At 49.6% G+C, this 18,752-nt stretch carries 18 protein-coding genes; 7 read left to right on the top strand and 11 right to left on the bottom strand.

Annotated features, from left to right (window positions below; translation table 11 throughout):
- Positions 1-402: 402 nt before the first annotated feature.
- On the top strand, positions 403-2,730 hold the full coding sequence (avs5, locus tag BWI95_RS14640; RefSeq protein WP_076769714.1) for an AVAST type 5 anti-phage protein Avs5: 2,328 nt from the start codon (positions 403-405) through the stop codon (positions 2,728-2,730).
- A 335-nt stretch (positions 2,731-3,065) separates the two neighbouring features.
- Here the strand turns inward: avs5 and BWI95_RS14635 are convergent, their stop codons facing one another.
- The 3 genes from BWI95_RS14635 to BWI95_RS14625 form a co-directional block, all read right to left on the bottom strand.
- A complete protein-coding gene (locus tag BWI95_RS14635; RefSeq protein ID WP_076769713.1) occupies positions 3,066-4,964 on the bottom strand; it encodes a methyl-accepting chemotaxis protein in 1,899 nt (632 codons plus the stop codon).
- 169 nt (positions 4,965-5,133) lie between these two features.
- Entirely contained in the window at positions 5,134-5,655 is a 522-nt protein-coding gene (locus tag BWI95_RS14630) for a GNAT family N-acetyltransferase (RefSeq protein ID WP_054802935.1), read from the bottom strand.
- A 114-nt stretch (positions 5,656-5,769) separates the two neighbouring features.
- Positions 5,770-6,318 (bottom strand): GNAT family N-acetyltransferase, encoded by a 549-nt coding sequence (locus tag BWI95_RS14625; protein ID WP_076769712.1) that lies wholly within the window; start codon positions 6,316-6,318, stop codon positions 5,770-5,772.
- Positions 6,319-6,448: 130 nt separating this feature from the next.
- Here BWI95_RS14625 and BWI95_RS14620 point away from each other — a divergent pair, with 130 nt between their 5' ends.
- Positions 6,449-7,330: a LysR family transcriptional regulator gene (locus BWI95_RS14620; protein ID WP_076769711.1), complete on the top strand. Its 882-nt coding sequence runs from the start codon at positions 6,449-6,451 to the stop codon at positions 7,328-7,330.
- Between the two features lie 53 nt (positions 7,331-7,383).
- On the opposite strand, the gene BWI95_RS14615 is transcribed toward BWI95_RS14620, so the two are convergent.
- The 4 genes from BWI95_RS14615 to BWI95_RS14600 form a co-directional block, all read right to left on the bottom strand.
- Positions 7,384-7,806 (bottom strand): TraB/GumN family protein, encoded by a 423-nt coding sequence (locus tag BWI95_RS14615; protein ID WP_054802936.1) that lies wholly within the window; start codon positions 7,804-7,806, stop codon positions 7,384-7,386.
- A gap of 79 nt (positions 7,807-7,885) precedes the next feature.
- Positions 7,886-8,749: an efflux RND transporter periplasmic adaptor subunit gene (locus tag BWI95_RS14610; RefSeq protein ID WP_076769710.1), complete on the bottom strand. Its 864-nt coding sequence runs from the start codon at positions 8,747-8,749 to the stop codon at positions 7,886-7,888.
- A complete protein-coding gene (locus tag BWI95_RS14605) occupies positions 8,746-8,961 on the bottom strand; it encodes a DUF1656 domain-containing protein (protein WP_054802937.1) in 216 nt (71 codons plus the stop codon). Before BWI95_RS14605 ends, BWI95_RS14610 begins: the two co-directional genes overlap by 4 nt.
- Entirely contained in the window at positions 8,954-10,891 is a 1,938-nt protein-coding gene (locus BWI95_RS14600; protein WP_415859161.1) for an FUSC family protein, read from the bottom strand. The genes BWI95_RS14605 and BWI95_RS14600 overlap by 8 nt, the downstream gene beginning before the upstream one ends.
- Positions 10,892-11,067: 176 nt before the next feature.
- Here BWI95_RS14600 and BWI95_RS14595 point away from each other — a divergent pair, with 176 nt between their 5' ends.
- Complete coding sequence (locus BWI95_RS14595) at positions 11,068-11,868, top strand: AraC family transcriptional regulator (RefSeq protein WP_054802952.1); 801 nt, start codon at positions 11,068-11,070, stop codon at positions 11,866-11,868.
- A 78-nt stretch (positions 11,869-11,946) separates the two neighbouring features.
- Here BWI95_RS14595 and BWI95_RS14590 read toward each other — a convergent pair whose 3' ends face one another.
- Positions 11,947-13,383 (bottom strand): DHA2 family efflux MFS transporter permease subunit, encoded by a 1,437-nt coding sequence (locus tag BWI95_RS14590; RefSeq protein WP_076769709.1) that lies wholly within the window; start codon positions 13,381-13,383, stop codon positions 11,947-11,949.
- Positions 13,384-13,546: 163 nt separating this feature from the next.
- On the opposite strand from BWI95_RS14590, the gene BWI95_RS14585 reads away from it, so the two are divergent.
- From BWI95_RS14585 to BWI95_RS14575, 3 genes are all read left to right on the top strand, one after another.
- Positions 13,547-14,149 (top strand): TetR/AcrR family transcriptional regulator C-terminal domain-containing protein, encoded by a 603-nt coding sequence (locus tag BWI95_RS14585; RefSeq protein WP_023481316.1) that lies wholly within the window; start codon positions 13,547-13,549, stop codon positions 14,147-14,149.
- Positions 14,150-14,213: 64 nt separating this feature from the next.
- A complete protein-coding gene (locus tag BWI95_RS14580; protein WP_071789585.1) occupies positions 14,214-14,543 on the top strand; it encodes a helix-turn-helix domain-containing protein in 330 nt (109 codons plus the stop codon).
- A 367-nt stretch (positions 14,544-14,910) separates the two neighbouring features.
- The gene (locus BWI95_RS14575) at positions 14,911-15,519 is read left to right on the top strand and encodes a BPL-N domain-containing protein (RefSeq protein ID WP_232374456.1); all 609 of its coding nucleotides are present in this window, start codon (positions 14,911-14,913) and stop codon (positions 15,517-15,519) included.
- 26 nt (positions 15,520-15,545) lie between these two features.
- Here the strand turns inward: BWI95_RS14575 and BWI95_RS14570 are convergent, their stop codons facing one another.
- Both BWI95_RS14570 and BWI95_RS14565 read right to left on the bottom strand, forming a co-directional pair.
- Positions 15,546-16,136, bottom strand: a complete 591-nt coding sequence (locus BWI95_RS14570) for a TetR/AcrR family transcriptional regulator (RefSeq protein WP_034813987.1) — start codon at positions 16,134-16,136, stop codon at positions 15,546-15,548.
- A gap of 170 nt (positions 16,137-16,306) precedes the next feature.
- Entirely contained in the window at positions 16,307-16,600 is a 294-nt protein-coding gene (locus BWI95_RS14565) for a DUF1330 domain-containing protein (protein ID WP_076769707.1), read from the bottom strand.
- A gap of 128 nt (positions 16,601-16,728) precedes the next feature.
- On the opposite strand from BWI95_RS14565, the gene BWI95_RS14560 reads away from it, so the two are divergent.
- On the top strand, positions 16,729-17,634 hold the full coding sequence (locus BWI95_RS14560) for a LysR family transcriptional regulator (protein WP_054802939.1): 906 nt from the start codon (positions 16,729-16,731) through the stop codon (positions 17,632-17,634).
- A 148-nt stretch (positions 17,635-17,782) separates the two neighbouring features.
- Here BWI95_RS14560 and BWI95_RS14555 read toward each other — a convergent pair whose 3' ends face one another.
- Entirely contained in the window at positions 17,783-18,733 is a 951-nt protein-coding gene (locus BWI95_RS14555) for a LysR family transcriptional regulator (protein WP_054802953.1), read from the bottom strand.
- Positions 18,734-18,752 lie beyond the last annotated feature (19 nt).

Genomic DNA, 18,752 nt, shown 5'->3' with positions numbered 1-18,752 from the left:
TGATGGTAGAACGATCGTTCTACTTTGGTCAAGCGATAACGCATAGGCTTTTTGCTGTTCGTGGGAGGAGATTAATAAAAGGATTTTAAATCAAGGGTGAAGTTATGCAGGATGAAGGGGAATCGGGGAGGCTTTGAGCGAGAAGCGGACACATCACTTAAGTCTGTCTGGACCATTATAAGATGGAACAAAAATTGCCAAATAACATCGTCCTAGAATTTTCAACTTAGACTAAGTGATTTAACCTAAATTTTTTATTATCAAATCTGTTATTTATCACATTATATAAAATTATACGATTTTCGATGTATAAACATCACATATACAAACTATATATCTGTATAGAATTATCTTAATGTAGTATTAAGTAGATGAGCGTACGTAAACACACATGAGGTTAAGATGCAAGTACAACATTATACTCAACCAAACCTAGCTTTAGAAATAGCGGCTTTATTCAAAGCCTCACAATTAATACCTTTTTTTGGTAGTGGATTCACTAAAGATGTTAGAGCTAAAAATGGTAAAGTTCCTGATGCTTCTAAACTAACAGAACTCATAAAAAATGTTGCCACCGAAAAAGAAGGATTAACAACTTCAGATATTGATGAAATAAATAGCATCACTCAACTTAAAGATGCATTTTGGCTTCTAGGATCTGATGATTTTATTCCAAAACGAAAAGCGAAAACATTACTAGGGAATATTTTCTCTGAATGTAATTTATTAGATCGTGAAAAAATAAATCTCTTGAAATTAGACTGGCCTCATATATTTACATTTAATATCGATGATGCCATAGAAAACAGCACCAGAAGGTATAAACTTCTACACCCTAACAGAACTTGTCAAAGGGAGTATATATCGGCTAACAAGTGTTTGTTTAAAATTCACGGTGATATCACAGAGTATATAAAATACGAGCAACAGAATCTTATTTTCACTTGGCGGGAGTATGCCCATAGCATAGAGGAAAACAAATCAATGCTATCTTTTTTAGCAGATGAGGCTATAAACTCGGCATTTATTTTTATAGGGTGTAGCCTTGATGCTGAGCTTGATTTAATGCACTTATCAAGAAACACGCCATTTAAGAAATCAATTTTTTTGAAGAAAGGCACTCTAAATTTAAAAGATAAAATTGCTCTTTCTGAGTATGGGATTGATAAAGTCATTCTTTTTGATACGTTTGATGAAATATACAGATGGTTAAATAATTCACTGCGAAATGTAAACAGACAGACTCCCACAAGAAGCTTTGAATTTGATGATTCGAAACTTGAAAAAGAGGATGCAATTGAATTAATTGCTAATGGTGGGCCGGTTGCTCAAATAAAAGATAATGTGAGAATATTACGGAACTCGACAAGCTTTTCTCAACGCAGCGCTTGTGATCAAGCAATTAAGGCATTGAGAAATGATGATTGCATACTTATTACTGGGCGACGTTTTAGCGGGAAGTCAATACTATTGTTTCAAATCATTGATGCAAAAAAGGAGTATGGTTCATCTTACTATGCATCGGCAGATACATTTGATCCATCAATTAAAACCTCATTATCGAAATTTGAAAACCATATCTTTTTCTTTGATTCTAACTTCCTTAACGCGCAAAGTATTGATGAAGTTTTGAGTTCAAAAATCCATCCAACGAATAAAATTGTATTATGCTCTAGTTTTGGTGATGTGGAATTATATAGATTTAAATTGAAAGATAAAAAAATAGCGCACACCGAAATACAGCTCAAAAATCAGTTTGATAGCACAGAAGAAAAGTATCTAAATGCCACTCTTTCCCTCGATGGCTTACCATTATATAAAATGCCTGAAACACTTCTAAATTTTGCATATAGATACTATGCGGAATATAAAAACAGGCTTACAGGAGTAAACTTCTTCAATAAAAAGTTCGAAGATGACTCAATTTTCCTCTTAATATTAATTGCCGCCTTTAACAAAGCTTCCATTAATCACATCAGAAGCCACAAAGAATATTTTAATATTGAAGAATTCGTTTCTAAAAATGACAGGCTTTTTGAGTTAGAGTCAAGCAATACGGCAATGAATGATGTTATTATATGTAACTCTCCATCTTGGCTTTTAAAAGTCATCAGTGACTACATAGTTAAAGAACCTAATGCTTATAAAACGGTCTCTAACTTAATAATATCTTTAGCATCTAAAGGCTTCATGGCGGCATCTCGTAACCTTATAAGCTTTGACAAACTAAACGAACTGGGGAATGGAAAAAACATCCATAATTTCATAAGAGACATATATAAAGAAATAGCATCAACTTACCATGGTGATATGCATTACTGGTTACAAAGAGCGAAATCCGAGCTTATATCTGCGCAAACAATCGAAGATCTTATAAGCGGAATGAGCTATGCAAGTAAAGTGCGATTAGATAGTGCTGAAAATAAAAGCCAAACTTATTACAGCGCCACATTGGTATTGGCTCAACTGTCTGCAAGGGCACTTTTTATAAGCAACGAGAAAAAATATGCTTTAAGTTTCTTTGAAAGCGGCCTAGAGTCAATTAGAAATTATGATAATAACTCTCGACACATAGATAAAATGATGGATAAAAAAGACAGCGCGGTAAAACATGCAATAAACCATCTTAAAAACTCATCCATAATCGAACTCCTGCCACATAAAGAAGATGTTAGAGAGTTAATTGATTTCTATGAGGGGAGAGCAAAAAACTTATACAAAAATCAATAATAAGATGAACAGATTAGTGGAGTTTTAGAATTTGCAGCGCCCCTACTCTACCATTCATCAAAAATTGGCTTGAATAGTCCTTTAAAGGAGCGATACATAGTGTTTTTACAAAAAAGCTATAAATCTAAGGATTATTAAAGGCCGCTTCGGGTACAGAACCGTCGTTAGTCATTATCTGCAAAACTGAAAGATAATTACCACAGCTGCGGCGATTAACCGTTCAGTAAAAACAGCAGCGCGAAGGGATATTTGCAACCAAGGTAATGCGATGCAGGCATTGAAATGACAGACGCAAGAGAAAAAAGCCGCCCCCGCAGGGCCGGCTTTTTTGTCGATCAGAGCTTAAAGCTGCCAACCACGTTTTCGAGCTGGACGGTTTGTTCTTCCATCGATTGCGCGGCGGCCGCCACCTCTTCCACCAGCGCCGCATTCTGCTGCGTGGCGCTATCGAGCTGGTTGATGGCGATATTGATCTGGGCAATCCCGCGACTCTGTTCATCGCTGGAAGAGCTGATTTCAGAGATCAGCACGCCCACGCCTTCCACTTTCTCCATCAGGCCATCCATTGTTGCCCCCGCCAGACGAACCTGCCCGCTGCCCTGCTCAATGCTGCTCACTGACTCTTCAATCAGTTTTTTGATCTCCTGAGCCGAGCGGGCACTGCGCTGTGCCAGGGAGCGAACTTCACCGGCCACCACCGCGAACCCACGGCCATGTTCGCCCGCCCTTGCTGCCTCTACAGCGGCGTTAAGCGCCAGGATGTTGGTCTGGAAGGCGATGCCATCAATCACACTAATGATGTCCACCACTTTAGCGGAGGAGTCATTGATGCTATTCATCGTGGAGACAACTTTGTTGACCACGCTGGCCCCCTGTTTTGCCGCCGCCGAAACCTCTTCCGCCAGCTTGTTGGCCTGCAACGCATTCTCTGCGTTAAGGCGCACGGTGCTGGTCAGCTCTTCCATTGACGCTGCCGTTTCCACGATCGAGGCCGATTGATCTTCGGTGCGCGAAGAGAGGTTGAGGTTACCGCTGGCAATCTGGCGTGAAGCGGACGAGATCGCCAGCGTGCTGCTCCCGACCTGCTGCATCAGCTCATTAAGGAATGAAATAAACTTATTGAAGTTGTTAATAATCGCATTAAATTCCGGGCTCTTACTTTGCGCAAGACGCTGCGTTAAATCCGCGCCGCCGCTGGAGAGCGCTTCAATATTACGGTTGAGCAACGTCACATTGTGGAAAATATTGCGCACAATAATCATCATGATAACGACGATAAGAAGTCCAATAATCGCCTGTACGATGGTGAGCTTGGTCATAATGGCGTCAGAAATACTCACCAGCTGGCTGCTCGGAATATCCACCGCCATAAACCACGGGCTGCCGCTAATAGGCAGAACGAACAGCGAATGCGCGCCGTCTTCACCGTCATAACTTCCACGCACTTCCGTTGTTTTACCCTGCCCTAACAGGCTCATTAACGGCGATGCCGCCTGAATACCGAGATCGCGGACATTTGAGAGCGCGGGTTTATCCTGTACGGAAGAGCCATTGCCGACGATTTTGCCGTCCGCTTCAACAATCAGCACGCTGCCATTGACCGCTTTGCCCATGTCGACAGCCAGTTGGTTAAAGAAGCCCAGCGTCACGTCTATGGTCGCCACGCCCCAGACTTTGCCATCTTTCCAGATCGCCATGGCACAGTTAGTGCGGGGCTGTGGGCTGGCTGCATCCTGGTAGGCTTTCGCCCACGCACACTCGCCTTTTGGCGCATTCATACCGTCTTTATACCAGGGCTGCTCCCAGTATTTAGCCGATTCAGGCTGGTTCCATACGGTGTTGACTTGCAGATTGCCGCCGCTGTCGCGGGCATAGAAAGTACTAAATTTGTCCCGCGCCGGATCGCGCTGACCAGGCAGAGGCCAAATCCCACCGCCGAATACGTTGAGATCCCCATACTGGTTAACCAGATGCGGTAATAGCGTGTCGATTTGCTCGCTTTGCAGACCGACAACCAGTTCAGTAATTGAGCGCTGCTGAGCCTTAACCCGGTTCATCTGCTCTTTAATAGCATTACTTTGTAATTCAACCGTCGCCTGAATATTTTTGGTTTCGGTTTCAATAATCTGCGGAGAAACGAATAGCTTGATAACAATATAGGTAACGATCAATAAGATAACGAAAAAGCTTATAAGTAACAGGCCTATTCGGCCCTGGGTATTTTTCCATGTCATATTAGCGGCACTCATTGGGGTTGTTATTCGATCTAATATCGACATTTCATTGAAATGCTTTAACTCACCCGGCACCACTATTTCATTTCGAAGCACATTTAATTGGACAAACTATTTTTTGAGGAAAAAGCGTTATGTCGATCACGTTTTATAAATGCGCTTTAAGAATTTACTTGCGTACAAGCAGCCGTACCTGCTTACCGCGATAACTGACATAATGTTGAAACTCGAAGCCAAAACGCTCGGCTAAATAATTCGAGCGTTTATTCTCTTCAGCAATAATGCAGCAGACAGGCGAAGCGAATGTCTCATCTGCCCATCGTAAAATTGCGGCTAGCGCTTCAGAGGCATAGCCTTTACCACGCACTTCGTGGATCAGTGTCCATCCCGCTTCCGGGTATGCCAGCTTCGGCGTGGTGTCGCGATGCGCATCCTGAAAGCCAAACGCACCGGCATACTGGTTCGTTGCTTTTTCAAACACGGCCCAGTAGCCATACCCTAACGCCTGCCAGTGCCCGATATAACGTAACAAGCGAGCCCAGACCATCTCTGCCGTCGGGATCTCGCCACCGCTTATTTTTGCCATTTCCGGGGTGGACCAGCACGCCTGGAGCGCCGGAAAATCATCGAGGGTAAACTGCTTTAAAATCAGGCGTTCTGTTTCAATGTAAGGTGCTTGCTGGTGTGCCACGGTTACCCCTTATGCGGGTTTTATGATGTGGCTACGTTATCACCAAAAACGAAACATCCACAATGAATTAACATATCAGCAACAACGCCCTCTACTGATCTCCAGCCGACTGCATCAGTAGGCAGAATGCCCGGATCTTTCAGCCATCTCCGGCAGCGTGCTCTCCCCCTGCCCGAGGGTGCGTTGCATCATGACGGTATCGAGCCAGCGCCCGTGCTTAAATCCTACCGATCTGAGTGTGCCGGTAAGTGTGAAGCCTGCCCCGCGATGAAGGGCGAGTGAAGCCGCGTTTTCGCTGTTACCCACCACCGCAACGAGCTGGCGAAAGCCGCTCGCTTCGGCCCATGCCACCGCATGCGAGAGCAGTTTTTTGCCGATGCCCTGCCCCTGACAATTAGCATCGATATAGACCGAATCTTCGAGGGTAAACCGGTAGGCATGCCTTTCGCGGTAGCGTGCCAGATAGCAGTAACCGCGCACATTGCCATCGACCACGGCGACAAACCAGGGCAGCCCGGAGGCCTGCAACCTCTTCAGGCGGAATGCCATTTCCGCTTCATCGGGCGGTTGGGTTTCAAACGTGGCGCAGCCGTGTAATACGTGGTATGCATAAATTTGTTGTATAGCAGGGATATGTCGTTCTTCTGCCTGAATAATTTCCATCAGTACGGCTCCTTATTGCGTCTGAGAAAGAGACTATCCCCTGGCGATCATTTCAGACAGGCCACCGGGCTTATCAGCAGCATAAGGAAAACTTTGGCATGACAAACCTTAACCTCGACCACCTGGCCACCTGGCCACCTTCAGACTGGTCATCAGCCGGGGCAGTTTCTCCAGAGCGGCGGAGGAGCTTGGCCTGTCGCAGCCTGCGGTCAGCCTGCAAATAAGACAGCTGGAGCAGACGCTGCAGGTGCGGCTTATTGAGCGAACCGGCCGGGGAATCAAGCCCACTGCGGCTGGCATAACGCTTTGCGAACACTGCCAGAAAATAGTGGCAGCGGTAACCACCGCGGTGGAAGCGGTCTCGCTACATTCCGATGAGATCACCGGCACTGTCACCGTCGGCACAGGCGCAACGGCCTGCATTCATCTTTTGCCGCCGATATTGCAGCAGTTGCGCCAGACGCATCCGCTGCTGAAAGTGAATGTGCGCACCGGCAACACCTCAGAGATTGTCCGCGGCGTCGAGGAGAACCGGATCGATATCGGCCTGGTCACACTGCCAGCCGCAGGCAAAAGCGTGAGCGTTAATCCGCTCTACAGGGATGAGTTTGTGGTCATCATGGAGGAGGATTTATCCGCGCGATCGATGAAAGCGCTTTCTCCTGACGATCTCTTATCGCTGCCGCTGATTATTTTTGAATCAGGAAGCGGAACGCGCGCGCTGATTGACGAATGGTTCCGGCACGCAGCCCAGCTTGCCAGCCCGGTGATGGAGCTTGGCAGTATCGAAGCGATCAAACGAATGGTGCGTTCGGGGCTGGGTTACAGCATCGTTCCCCGCATCGCCGTAGCAGCCCCTGAAGAGTGTGAAGGACTCAGCGTATACCCGCTGACGCCCCCGCTTCAGCGGACGCTTGGGACCGTTATGCGTGAAGACAGGATCGTCAGCAGGGGAATGAACGAAGTGCTGAAAAAGCTCGATGAAACTCTGCTTAAAGAGGAGCGCAGATAAACATCAGGCTGATTGACGCGGCCCTTGTCCGCTTGCTGGTATACGAGGGGATTTTACGAGGAAACTATCGCTGACGAGCGCACCGCGTTGAAGATAAAACAGCCCTCGTACTGATCTTTGGCTGTCACGGTTTCACGCTCGAAGGCATGGTGCCATGCGGTGCAGGTAGGCGGTATTTCTGCCGCGGTAAGCAGAGTGCAGGCAGCATCACCGCACAGAGACTCTGCGGAGTGTGGGTCGGTAATGTGAAAACGAAAGGGGGATAAATCATTGTGTAAGGCGCTGCCACTGCGGGCAAGCTGAGCCACAGAATGACTTTGCCCTGGAAAAACCTCTTCGAAATATTCTCGTACAGATTTCAGCTTTAGTGCTGCCCTCTCCCGGCTCCCCTCTCGTTTTATATGCAGGTTATGCAGCATGATCAGCATCCGCTGCCGGGGATAGGCTGAAGTTAAGGCGATTAACTTTTCAGCCATGGTTGCGTCACGCCAGGCGAAAAGCGTGCCCGCTGATTTGGCGTCGATCTTCAGCCCGCATCGAGCATGCAAACGCCGTTTAAGGCACGATGGCGACGCTGGCGGATAGCCCGGCCACTAACACTACGCCCTCAGGGATCCTGTCTAACTGGATACGCACAGGTACCCGCTGCGCAAGCCGCACCCAGTTAAAGGTTGGGTTAACCTCCGGCAGCCCCAGCCCGCCGGTTTCGTCATTGCTGTCGCCGATCCCACGCCCGATACTCTCCACGTGCCCGCTGATCATCGCGTCATACCCCATCAGCGAAACCTGCGCACGGTTGCCAACCTGGATATGACGCAGCCGGGTCTCTTCAAAATAACCGACCACCCAGAAACTGTGCGCATCGACAATGGCGACTTTTGTCTCCCCCGCCGTGGCATAGTCGCCAGGGCGGAGCCGCAGATGCGTAACATAACCTGCAACCGGCGAGCGAACGGTGACATGGGATAGATTCAGCTGCGCCAGCTCCAGCGCAGCCAGCGCGCCCTGATAATTAGCCACCGCGACACTTGCCGCACTGCGTGTTTGCTGGATATCCTCGCCGGAAATAACCTCTTTGATCTGCGCACGTCGGCGCGCCGCATCCTGGCGCATTAGCATCTCATGACGTTTTGCCTCAACGTCGGCCTGCGCGCTGAGCACACTAAGTTTCAGCCAGTGCGGATCGATAACATAGAGAGTATCGCCCCGGTTAACCCACTGATTATCGCGCACCATCACACTGCTTACCGGCCCGGAGACATCCGGCGCAATCTGCACCACATCTGCACGCACCCGCCCGTCGCGCGTCCATGGCGTCTGTGCGTAATGTTTCCAGAGGATAAACGCCGCAAGCGTTGCCACCGCGACAGCACTCAGCGTCAGCACATAGCGACCCAGCAAAGAGAGTAAAGATTTCATAGGAGTAACCCCAGGGTGGTCAGGCCCTGCAACAGCAGGAAAAAGGTAACGATATAGCTTGAGAGATCGAGCAATGGGCGAAACGGCAAGCGGCGATAAAGCCTGCTGTAGCAAAGTAGCGGCACGAGCAGCAACGTGCAGACCAGCGCGATAAGCGCCGTTACTAATAATCCGGGGATAAAAACGCCCCCGATATTGATGTCATTAATCATTGGCGGACTCCTCGTGCTGCGCGCGTAACGCGCAGTGAAGATCAACCAGCTTGTCGACAAACTGGCGCGATGGCTCATCTGTTGCAGGCAAGCAGCGGCCTGCGATCGCGACGATGCGCTCACGCAAGGCTTCGCTTTCAGTTGTGCGAGTAAGGCGATAAAGCACTTCGTTGATCTCACATCCCGCAGGCGAATCGCCACGGCGCAGGTGGCGGACAGAAAGACCGATGCGCAGAAAGTGCAACAGATGATCGAGCGCCCGTGCCGATGACGCTCCGCTGCGCGGCAATCGCGGGATCAGCAGCGCGGCCCGATCAATCATCAGGTTGGTCCAGTGCGTCTCATCACTGGTCACTACCCCGCTCACGCTGCGGCGAATATCGCGCTGGCAGAGCTTCAGTAAACGACTTATCGCGGCGTCTGCCTGCACGGTTTGCAGCAGGCTCATGCTGATAAATGCAAAGCCGGTCGCTATAAAGAGTGCGATTGCGGTATTAGCCGCGACGGCGAAGTCTCCGCTGTAGTGCGCCCCCAGTTCGCATAACACCGGCAGCGTCAGCGTGATGCCCATTGCCATAAAGGTGGTAGGTGGCCGCGCCTGCAGTGACCCGGCCAGCAGATAGACCGGCGCAAACACCGCAACCAGTACGGCGAAATCGCTGATTTGGGGAAGCAGGAGAAAGCTATAGACCAGGCTTATCAAAACGCCCCAGATGGAGCCGATTATGTATTTCAGAATATGGGGTGCCGGCGTGTCGAAACTGCCAAACAGCGTGCAGCACACCCCAAGAATGGAGACCGCCGTACCGCCCTCTGGCCAGGCCGAGTAAATCCATACCAGAGAGCCGATCAGGATGATGGCAAAAGCGCCCAGCGCCGTGCGGGCGGCCGTAAGCGGATCGCGATGAAAAACATACCCTTTCAGCGCGTGCTTTTCTGTCGGCGCAGGCACTGGCCTGGCGTGATGGATGGCGGTAGAAAGATGCTCACACTCGTGTATGAGGGTTATCGACTCCGTGATATAGCGGATCATATTCACCACCAGCGCGTCCTCAAAGGTCTTTATCTGCGCCGCGCGACTCTGCGCCAACCGGGCGCTGCGTTTTCGTAGCGCCTCTGCCGTGCTTTTACGCTGCCCGGCATCGTCGCAGATAAGCCAGGCCTGAACGTCATCCAGCAGTATCTGAATATCGGCTGGCATGCTGGCAATCATCTGTATGCGATCGCGTAATTCACCGTTGACGATGACCAGCCGCGCCAGCCTGTCGTGCAGGGCTTTCCTTGCCTGGCGCACCGGCACCGAAAGGGCAAAATCATAGGGAATATGGTGGCTGATGCCCTGCAGAAATTGCAGGGCCAGCGCCAGATGCAGCGGCCCTGACGCCGCATCGGGTTTGCCTGACAAGGTGTCAGCGATACGCTGGCGCGACGAGTGTAGTGTCTGCACTAATGTCGTGTTGAACAGCCCTGAGATCCGGCGCGGAAAAACATATCGGTGGATCAGCGCGGCGCAAAGAATGCCGATGGTGATCTCCTGCACCCGAATAATGGCGATGTTAAACACCGATCCAGGATCGGAGACGGCCGGAAAACCAATCAGGCTTGCGGTGTAGCCGGCCAGCACAAAGGCATAGGCTCGGGGCGTGCGTTCTAGCAGCGATAAACAGAGGCAAAAGGTGATCCAGCCGGTCAGCATCACGCTACATAAAATGGGCATGTTCACAAATGTCGGCACGATCAACACCGTCGCCCCTGCCCCCACGACGGTGCCTGCCAGGCGATAGAGGCTGCGGCTTAGGGACGCGCCCACCGAGGTTTGCGAAACAATATAGACGGTGATGATTGCCCAGGAGGGTCGCTCAAGACCGATCGAGAGGGAAACGTACCAGGCAAGCATCGCGGCGGCAAAGCTCCTGACGGAGTAGAGCATGGCGTGGGCGTCGCTCAGCAGCGTCGATGGAAGCCTGCGGCCTGATATGCGGCTGATCAGATTCACGGGAACTATGTGACGAAAGGTTATTTTGCTCATACCGGGCATTATTTCCGGTTTGCGCAGGTCACTAAATACCCTATTCTGTCAAAAAATACCTAAATGTTGCCAATGTGATGACACCCCGACTTGCTCATACTCTGTTTGATCCGGACAGCACCTCCGGCCCGGCGGTTGCACGCCATATTGATTTCGTGGATTACGCAGCAGAAGTGCCGGTTCATACGCACCGCAAGGGGCAACTGATCATTGCGTTGTACGGCGCGGTAATATGCCGGGCGGAAAATGATCTCTGGATCGTGCCGCCAGATTGCGCGATGTGGATCCCTGGCGGGATCGCGCATAGCGCCAAAGCCACCTGGAACGCGCATCTCAACTATCTGTTTATTGAACCGGGTGCCGCCGCGCTGCCGGAGAGATGCTGCACCCTGGCGATTTCACCGCTGATTAAAGCGCTGGTGGAGCGCTTAACCCATGAAGAGGTGGATTGCGCCGCACAGAGCCATGCCGGCAGGCTGACTCGCGTAACGCTCGATGAACTCGCCACCATGCCGCAGCAGAAACTGAGCCTGCCGGTGTCATCGCATCCAAAAATCCGCGCCATGGCCGATGCGCTGGTCAGCCATCCGCAAGACAGGAGCACCTTTAAAAGCTGGGCAAAGCGGCTGGCGCTCAGCGAGCGCTCTCTGGCCCGCTTGATGCTGCGCGAAACCGGCCTGACCTTTGGTCGGTGGCGCCAGCAGTTGCATCTGATCGTTGCCTTGCGGGAGCTGGCAAGCGGTGTCTCGGTACAAAACGTGGCGGCTAATCTGGGCTATGAGTCGGTTAATGCCTTTATCACCATGTTCAAGAAAACCATGGGCAGCACGCCGGCGCACTATTTTGCCGCAAAGAGAACGGCAGATCCCGCAACGTGACGTGCAGCGAGGTTGCTGACATCCGCCTTTGGCATAACGCTGCCAGTGAGCAGGCAAACGGCACCACTGGAGATAACGTTATTTTCGCTGCGCAGTTGAAACCGCGCCATCCGGCATGAAAAACGCAGCCATCAAAAGCCCTAAAGCGCCTGCGGTAAGCATCCATGCACCATGCTGAAATGCAAATACGCTTCCGCTCCCCTGACTGTTTCTGACATAGACAGCAGTGACCAGTGCTGTCCCGGCCATCGCGCCAATGCGCTGCAAAATATTAAGGAGTGGTGCTGCGTCAGCTACATGACGATTACCTGCCACCGCAAGCCCTGCCGCCATCGCAGGCACCGTCGCAAGGGCTAAGCCGAATCCTCTGACAGCTAAAGCACCTGCGATGAAGGCATAGCCTGAACTGGCATCAATGATGGTCAGAGGGAGTGTCGCTACGACAGTGAGTAAGCCACCGGCAATAAGGACTATACGTGCCCCCAATTTGTCAGAAAAGTAGCCTGCCAGTGGAAAGCCTGTCGCAGAGCCAATTAGCTGTGGGGTGAGAAGTAAACCCACCTCTGTCAGCGACTTATGGCCAACATCTCTGAAATAGAGAGGGAGCAAGAATTGTCCGCCAAAATTTACTGCACCGCCCAACGTCATTAATAAAGCAGACAGTGTGAATCCACGATTTTTAAAAAGCCCGAGATGAAGTAAAGGTGACGTTATTCGTAAAGATCGCCAGACAAATAAGCAGGCAAACAATATACCCAGCATGAGTATGATAAATTCCCGGTCGTTTTTTCCTGTATCAAGACTTATTCCCTTCATCCCATCCATCAACATTGGCAAGCTGCAAAAGATGAATGCCAGACCCAGCCAGTCAAAAGAGAGTGGCTTAACATTTTTGGCTTTCGGATGCGGGAGTAATTTATAACCGACCAGACAAGCACATACGCACAATGGCACAGTTATCCAGAATAACCCTCGCCATCCACAACTTTGAATCAGAACGGCACCAAGCGAGGTACCCAATAAAGGCGCAATGACGATGGCAACGCCTATCGTCCCGATGATTCGCCCAAGGCGCTCACGTCCAACTGTCAACCCAAGGATCGTTTGCCCTGCGGGTACGAGTAGTCCCCCGGCCAGCCCCTGCAACACTCTCGCGCCGAGAAGCATCTCAAAATTAACTGCGAGCGCGCAGGCGACAGAGAAAATAGCGAACAACATAAGCGTGCAGAGCCAAAGCCGTGTCGCGCCAAATCTTTTTACCGCCCATGCACTTACAGGAACCCCGGCTGCAAGCGCCATCAGATAGCTTGTGGCGATCCATTGTATTGAAACGTCGTTAACCCCTAAGCTTTTTGCCATTGCAGGCAGTGCCGCGCTGAGCATCGTAGATGAGAGCATGGTAGAAAAAGCACCCAGCGTAATGATGGACGCCTGTATCCACAAAACCGGGGGTATGGCAGTTGCGGATGCAGAATCAGATGCTTTTTCAACGTAATTTTCACGATTTATATTCATAGAAAAGCCTCAATCAGAGAGCGGAAAGCAAAAATCTATCATTGATCAATTAATCTAACAATGATAGATTTTTTAACTAAACAGAAGCGCAACACCGGGCTTTTGACAGACAGTTTTTTGCGCAGCGTTGCTATTTACATGCACGAAGTTGAGGATCAATCACATGGCAAAAATTAAGCGAGAGCAGGTTATCGAGGCGGCCCTCGAACTTTTAGATGAAGTTGGTCTGGAAGCACTTACGACCCGTAAGCTGGCACAGAAACTCAGTGTGGAGTCAGCAACGCTGTACTGGCATTTCAAGAATAAATCCGTTTTGCTTGATGAAATGGCTTCAGCCATTATGGCAAACCATCATGCTCTTCCTGCGCCTACAGATACAACTGTGTGGAGAAACTGGCTGGCAGAGAATACACGTAGCTTCCGACGAGCCTTACTCTCTCACCGGGATGGCGCCTTATTACATGCAGGTACTACCCCCGATAAAGTGGGAAGAGATACCTTTTATCCGAAAGTGGCATACCTGGTTCAGGTCGGTTTCACAGAGACTGAAGCCTCAATGATCTTATTTACGCTTAGCGAATATACTCTCGGGTGCGTAATAGAAGAGCAGTCACACGCGGCCAGAAACAGAGATCTCAACCTGTCAAAAAGTTCTGAAGAGAGTAACCGTCCCGATTCACCTGTAAGTTATCACCCTGACGACGGTTTTGAATTTGGACTTGCACTCATCATGAAGGGACTATCAGACATTCAAAGCGTGGCCTAAAAGGCCACTAAAAAAGAATGATAAATCTGCGCTCAGTTTGTTCAAAATACTCAGGAGCAGGAAGATGTTGATTTCTGAAAGCGTGATAAACAGCATAAGCGAGTGGATAGATAATAACTTACACATTCCCCTTCCTATTGAACAACTTGCCCATCACTCGGGATATTCTAAGTGGTATTTGCAACGGTTGTTTACTCACTACAAAGGAGAGAGCCTCGGGCGTTACATTCGTAATAAAAAACTCAATCTTGCTGCACGAGACATACGCGAGACAGATGAAAAAATTTCACTTATAGCCATGCGCTACGGCTATTATTCACAACAAACATTTACACGTATGTTCACCCGACATTTCAATATGCCACCCTGCACATATCGCAACCGAAACAGGTAGTTGACCTCGTAATGGACGTTGAATGTTTCAGTTCAGTTGCCTTTTTCTTTTATCTTACTTAAGTAAAAAAACTTGACATAAACGACGATACGCATAAATTTGAGCGACCGCTCTAATTTTGCAAAAGGTACTGGCGTGATCTGCAAATCTTTAACTGGCGGGAAGATGACATTTATATGACAGGGGAATCATTCATATGTTTCTTTTAAAACAGGCAAGAAAATCCGCAACAATAAGTAGGTTAACCTTATTAGCTTTGTTCTTTTTAACCCCTTCTTACGGTACTGCCGCGGCTGGAGTCCAGGATCACAAGACTTATCACATCGCCCTTTATCGCGGTCAGGCCGGATGCTCTGGCTGTTCCGAAATGGTCTACAAATCGTTGATGAAAACAGGGTTACCGCTGGATATTACCTATGTAGGCGAAGCTGAAAAACTCAAAGTGAATGAACAAACGTTGAGAAGTTTTGATATCTACGTTCAGCCTGGAGGAGGACAGGATATCCCTGCTTCTTATGAGGCACTCAGCGATGAAGGTGCAGAGGCTGTCCGTAATTTTGTAAAAAGCGGCAAAGGCTTTATTGGTCTTTGCATGGGCGCTTATCTCGCTGGCAAAGATTGGATTGGGTTGGTCGATACTTCAATGGAGTCAGAAGTAGGCAGGCCGGGATCGCGCGCCTACGATCAGGGTGATTACACGCTGCAGATAGACTGGAATAATAAACGTGAGCCTTTTTATTATCAGGATGGACCCTATATGGAGAATGGCGATCCAAGCGATGGTTTCAAAGCAATTGCCTATTATGAGAACGGCGATATCGCCATGGCACGCTATAAATATGGTAAAGGTACCGTGCTGCTTTCTGGCCCACACCCAGAGGCTGATGAGACCTGGATTGATTCCACAATGCCAGGCAACACGACTGCGGAGAGTAAAATGGTGCGAATTTTGTCTTATTTTGACATAAAAAAGTAATGACTCCCGCAAGGCATTTGCATACTTCACCGGGAGCTTACTTTAATTATCTCAAAAGAAAGCTCAGAAAGTTCTCTGATATAAACAGCGCGCTTTTCAGCAGTAAACTCAAGGATCAGCATACTGGAGTAACCATCTATTAATGCATTTATTTTGCGGGCGGAAGCTGAGGCGTCCTGGGTGAGGAACTCTTTTTCCTTAATGCCGAGGTTAATAATTTCCTCGAGGATGTTCCTCCACCTGAGGTATTGATTGTGAACTAATTGAGCATAATTATTATCGCGGGCGGCCATTGGCCAGAGTTCAAGATACAGCAACCAGTGTGCGGAAGGTGCGTCAGGCAGCAGATATTGAATATAGTGGAGAACGTTCTCAGTCGCGCTTAAGCCTTCAGAAGCCTGTGAAAAGTTATGGTATTCATTAATATCCTTATCCAGCATGTACTGGATAGCATCTATTTTGAGACTTTCCCAATCACGATAATAGTGATAGATGTGGCTTCGTGAAATATTGAGTTTTTGCGTTAAATCACGGGTTGAAACCTTATTCAACCCGTTTTCTTTGAACAGTTGCAGAGCTGTCATTTTTATCAGCTCAGAGAAATTAGGGGTTTTCAATAGGGTTTTCCCTTCAGGCGACACGGTCTACTCGAGTGCCGGTAAGTTTACCCCCCTGATTACAACGTTACAACCTGAGCAAATGTCCCCTTTTCTTAGTCTGCGGTGACCTTTATTGAATGTGGTTGAGGATCCAGCCATACGCGAGAAGCGCCCACGCTTATGCCTGATTAAAGGCTACTACCTTCAACCAAAACAAAGGTGCCGGTCGCCGCACCTGCACGTAGTGCTTTTGCCGCCTGATACTCAGGGCTCTCATAGAAGCGTTTAGCCTCGTCAAAGGAAGTGAACTCAAAAATGACATGCCGTTGATGCGCCTCGCCCTCAAGGTTTTCATACTGCCCGGACCAGGCAATGATCTTTGGCGCGAAGGCCTGCATAGCCTCCCCCGCTGCGCGGGCATATTCAGCATAGGCGTCATGATTTGAGACGGTCACATGGCCGATTAAATAACCTTTGTTCATTTCTGTTTACTCCTCATTTGCCTTCAGAAAACGTGATGCGAAATACACGGTGTGAAAGTACTCTATTGAGTTTTAATACCTGCATAAACAGCGCCAGAAAATACGCACTGTTACCCTGAGGATGAACAATGAAGAATCTTGAGCCGCTGGTTATTTTTGCTCGAGTGGCAGAACTGAAGAGCTTTACCCAGGCAGCGGAAAGCCTGGGGATCCAGAAAGGACGGGCTTCGATGGTGGTGCGTGAACTGGAACACGACCTGGGCGCTACACTCCTTCACCGTACAACACGGAGTGTACAACTGACGGAAGACGGGCGGGCTTTTTATGCCCGTGCGCGGGATCTACTTGCTGAAGCCGACGATCTGCGATCCATGTTCACTACATCCGGCATGCCGCTAAAGGGAAAGTTGCGCGTGGATATGCCTGCGATCCTGGCGCAAAGCGTGGTGATCCCTGCCCTGCCGCAGTTACTGGAAGCACACCCTGAACTGGAGATAGAGCTGTCAAGCAGCGATCGCCGCGTCGATCTGGTTCAGGAAGGATTTGACTGCGTGGTGCGCCTGGGGCCCATTGTCGATGAAACGCTTATTGCCCGGCCGCTGGGCCATTTGCGCATGATAAATGCCGCCAGCCCGCGCTATCTCAGCCGCTTTGGTAGACCAGAGACCCTCGAGGATCTTGTTAACCAAAGGCACAGGATGGTGCATTACATCCGCAATTTTGGTTCCAGACCTGACGGATGGGAGTATCCGTCGGGCGACGGTTATAAGTCGCTGATGCTGCCTGGTGCGGTCACGGTCAATAGCGTTCCGGCCTATCATGACGCGGGTCTTGCAGGTCTGGGATTGATTCAGGGTGGCTACCCTTCACTGTTAATGCATATACAGCGCGGCGCGCTGGTTGAGATCCTGCCTGACCTGCGTCCAGAGCCGCTCACCGCCTCATTTATCGTCGCACACCGGCGCAATTTATCGCCGCGTGTAAGAGCGTTTATGAAGTGGACTGAGGAAGTTTTAAGGCCTTATTTTGAGTGATGATGCTTTTCGCGAATTTAATCCGGGCGCAGAGTTGTTCAAATAGCAGAGCGTGCACGGGCGATGGTTTTAAAAACTTCGGTGCCGGGGATGGGCAGGAATGAACACGTCCCTTTCTGGCAGCGTAGAGTTCCCGAACAATACAGCGTCATGTGCCGCTGCTTAATCTGTTACTGAGGAAAGATTTAAAGCTATCAATAAAAGCCCGCACCCTGACAGGAAGATGTCGCCGGTTGGGGTAGATAGCATGGATAGCCACTTCTTCGCCTTGCGTGTCGGGCAGCACCTGGGCCAGGCGTCCTTCCTGAATATCCTTCTCAACCATAAATGAGGGGAGAAATCCGATACCCAGCCCGGCTATAGCTGCTGTACGAATGGCATCCCCGCTGTCAAACCTGACGTGATTGCGGCCGTTCACTGTTACCTGTCCCTGCGCTTTATCAACGAGAGTCCATGCGGTGGAAGCCGCGCCCAGACCATAAACGAGTCGACGGTGGTCTTTAAGCTCAGCAAGTGATTCAGGCATGCCTGCCTGACGGAGATAATCAGGTGAAGCCCAAAGTTGTGGGCTTGTTCTGTCGATCACCTGGGTGATGTATTGATAACTGGTGGTTGCGTTGCCTACACGTATTGCAAGATCGAACCCCTCTTCTACGAGGTCAACAACCCGATCGCTGAAGCTGATTTCAATACTTATATCTGGCGAGGCCCGCAAAAATTCGTTGATAAAGGGCAGAACGATCATTTTGCCGTAGCCTTCTGAAACGGTCAGTCTGAGGATGCCTTTCGGCAACGGCAGATTCTGACGGATAGTCGCTTCAGCTTCGTCTAAATCTTCCAGTATCTGGCAGCAACGATGATAAAATTCGTGCCCCTCTGTCGTAAGCGACAAACGGCGGGTTGTACGCTGAAAAAGCCGGGTCTCAAGGTAAGCTTCTAAACGCGCAATGGCTTTGCCCGCGGCAGAGCGCGTCACCCCCATTGCCTTACCGCCAGCAACAAAACTGCCCGACTCTGCCACAGCAACAAAGATACGTAATGCGTTAATTTCCAGAGCTGAGCCAGCACTCTCTGGCGACGCGATTTTTCTGCCCGTCATTGGGGAACTTTTTTCGCCA

This window comes from Kosakonia cowanii JCM 10956 = DSM 18146, from assembly GCF_001975225.1.
Lineage (GTDB): Bacteria > Pseudomonadota > Gammaproteobacteria > Enterobacterales > Enterobacteriaceae > Kosakonia > Kosakonia cowanii.
The sequence above is the reverse complement of the archived record's forward strand: the minus strand, read 5'-3'. Positions and strand labels throughout refer to the sequence as shown.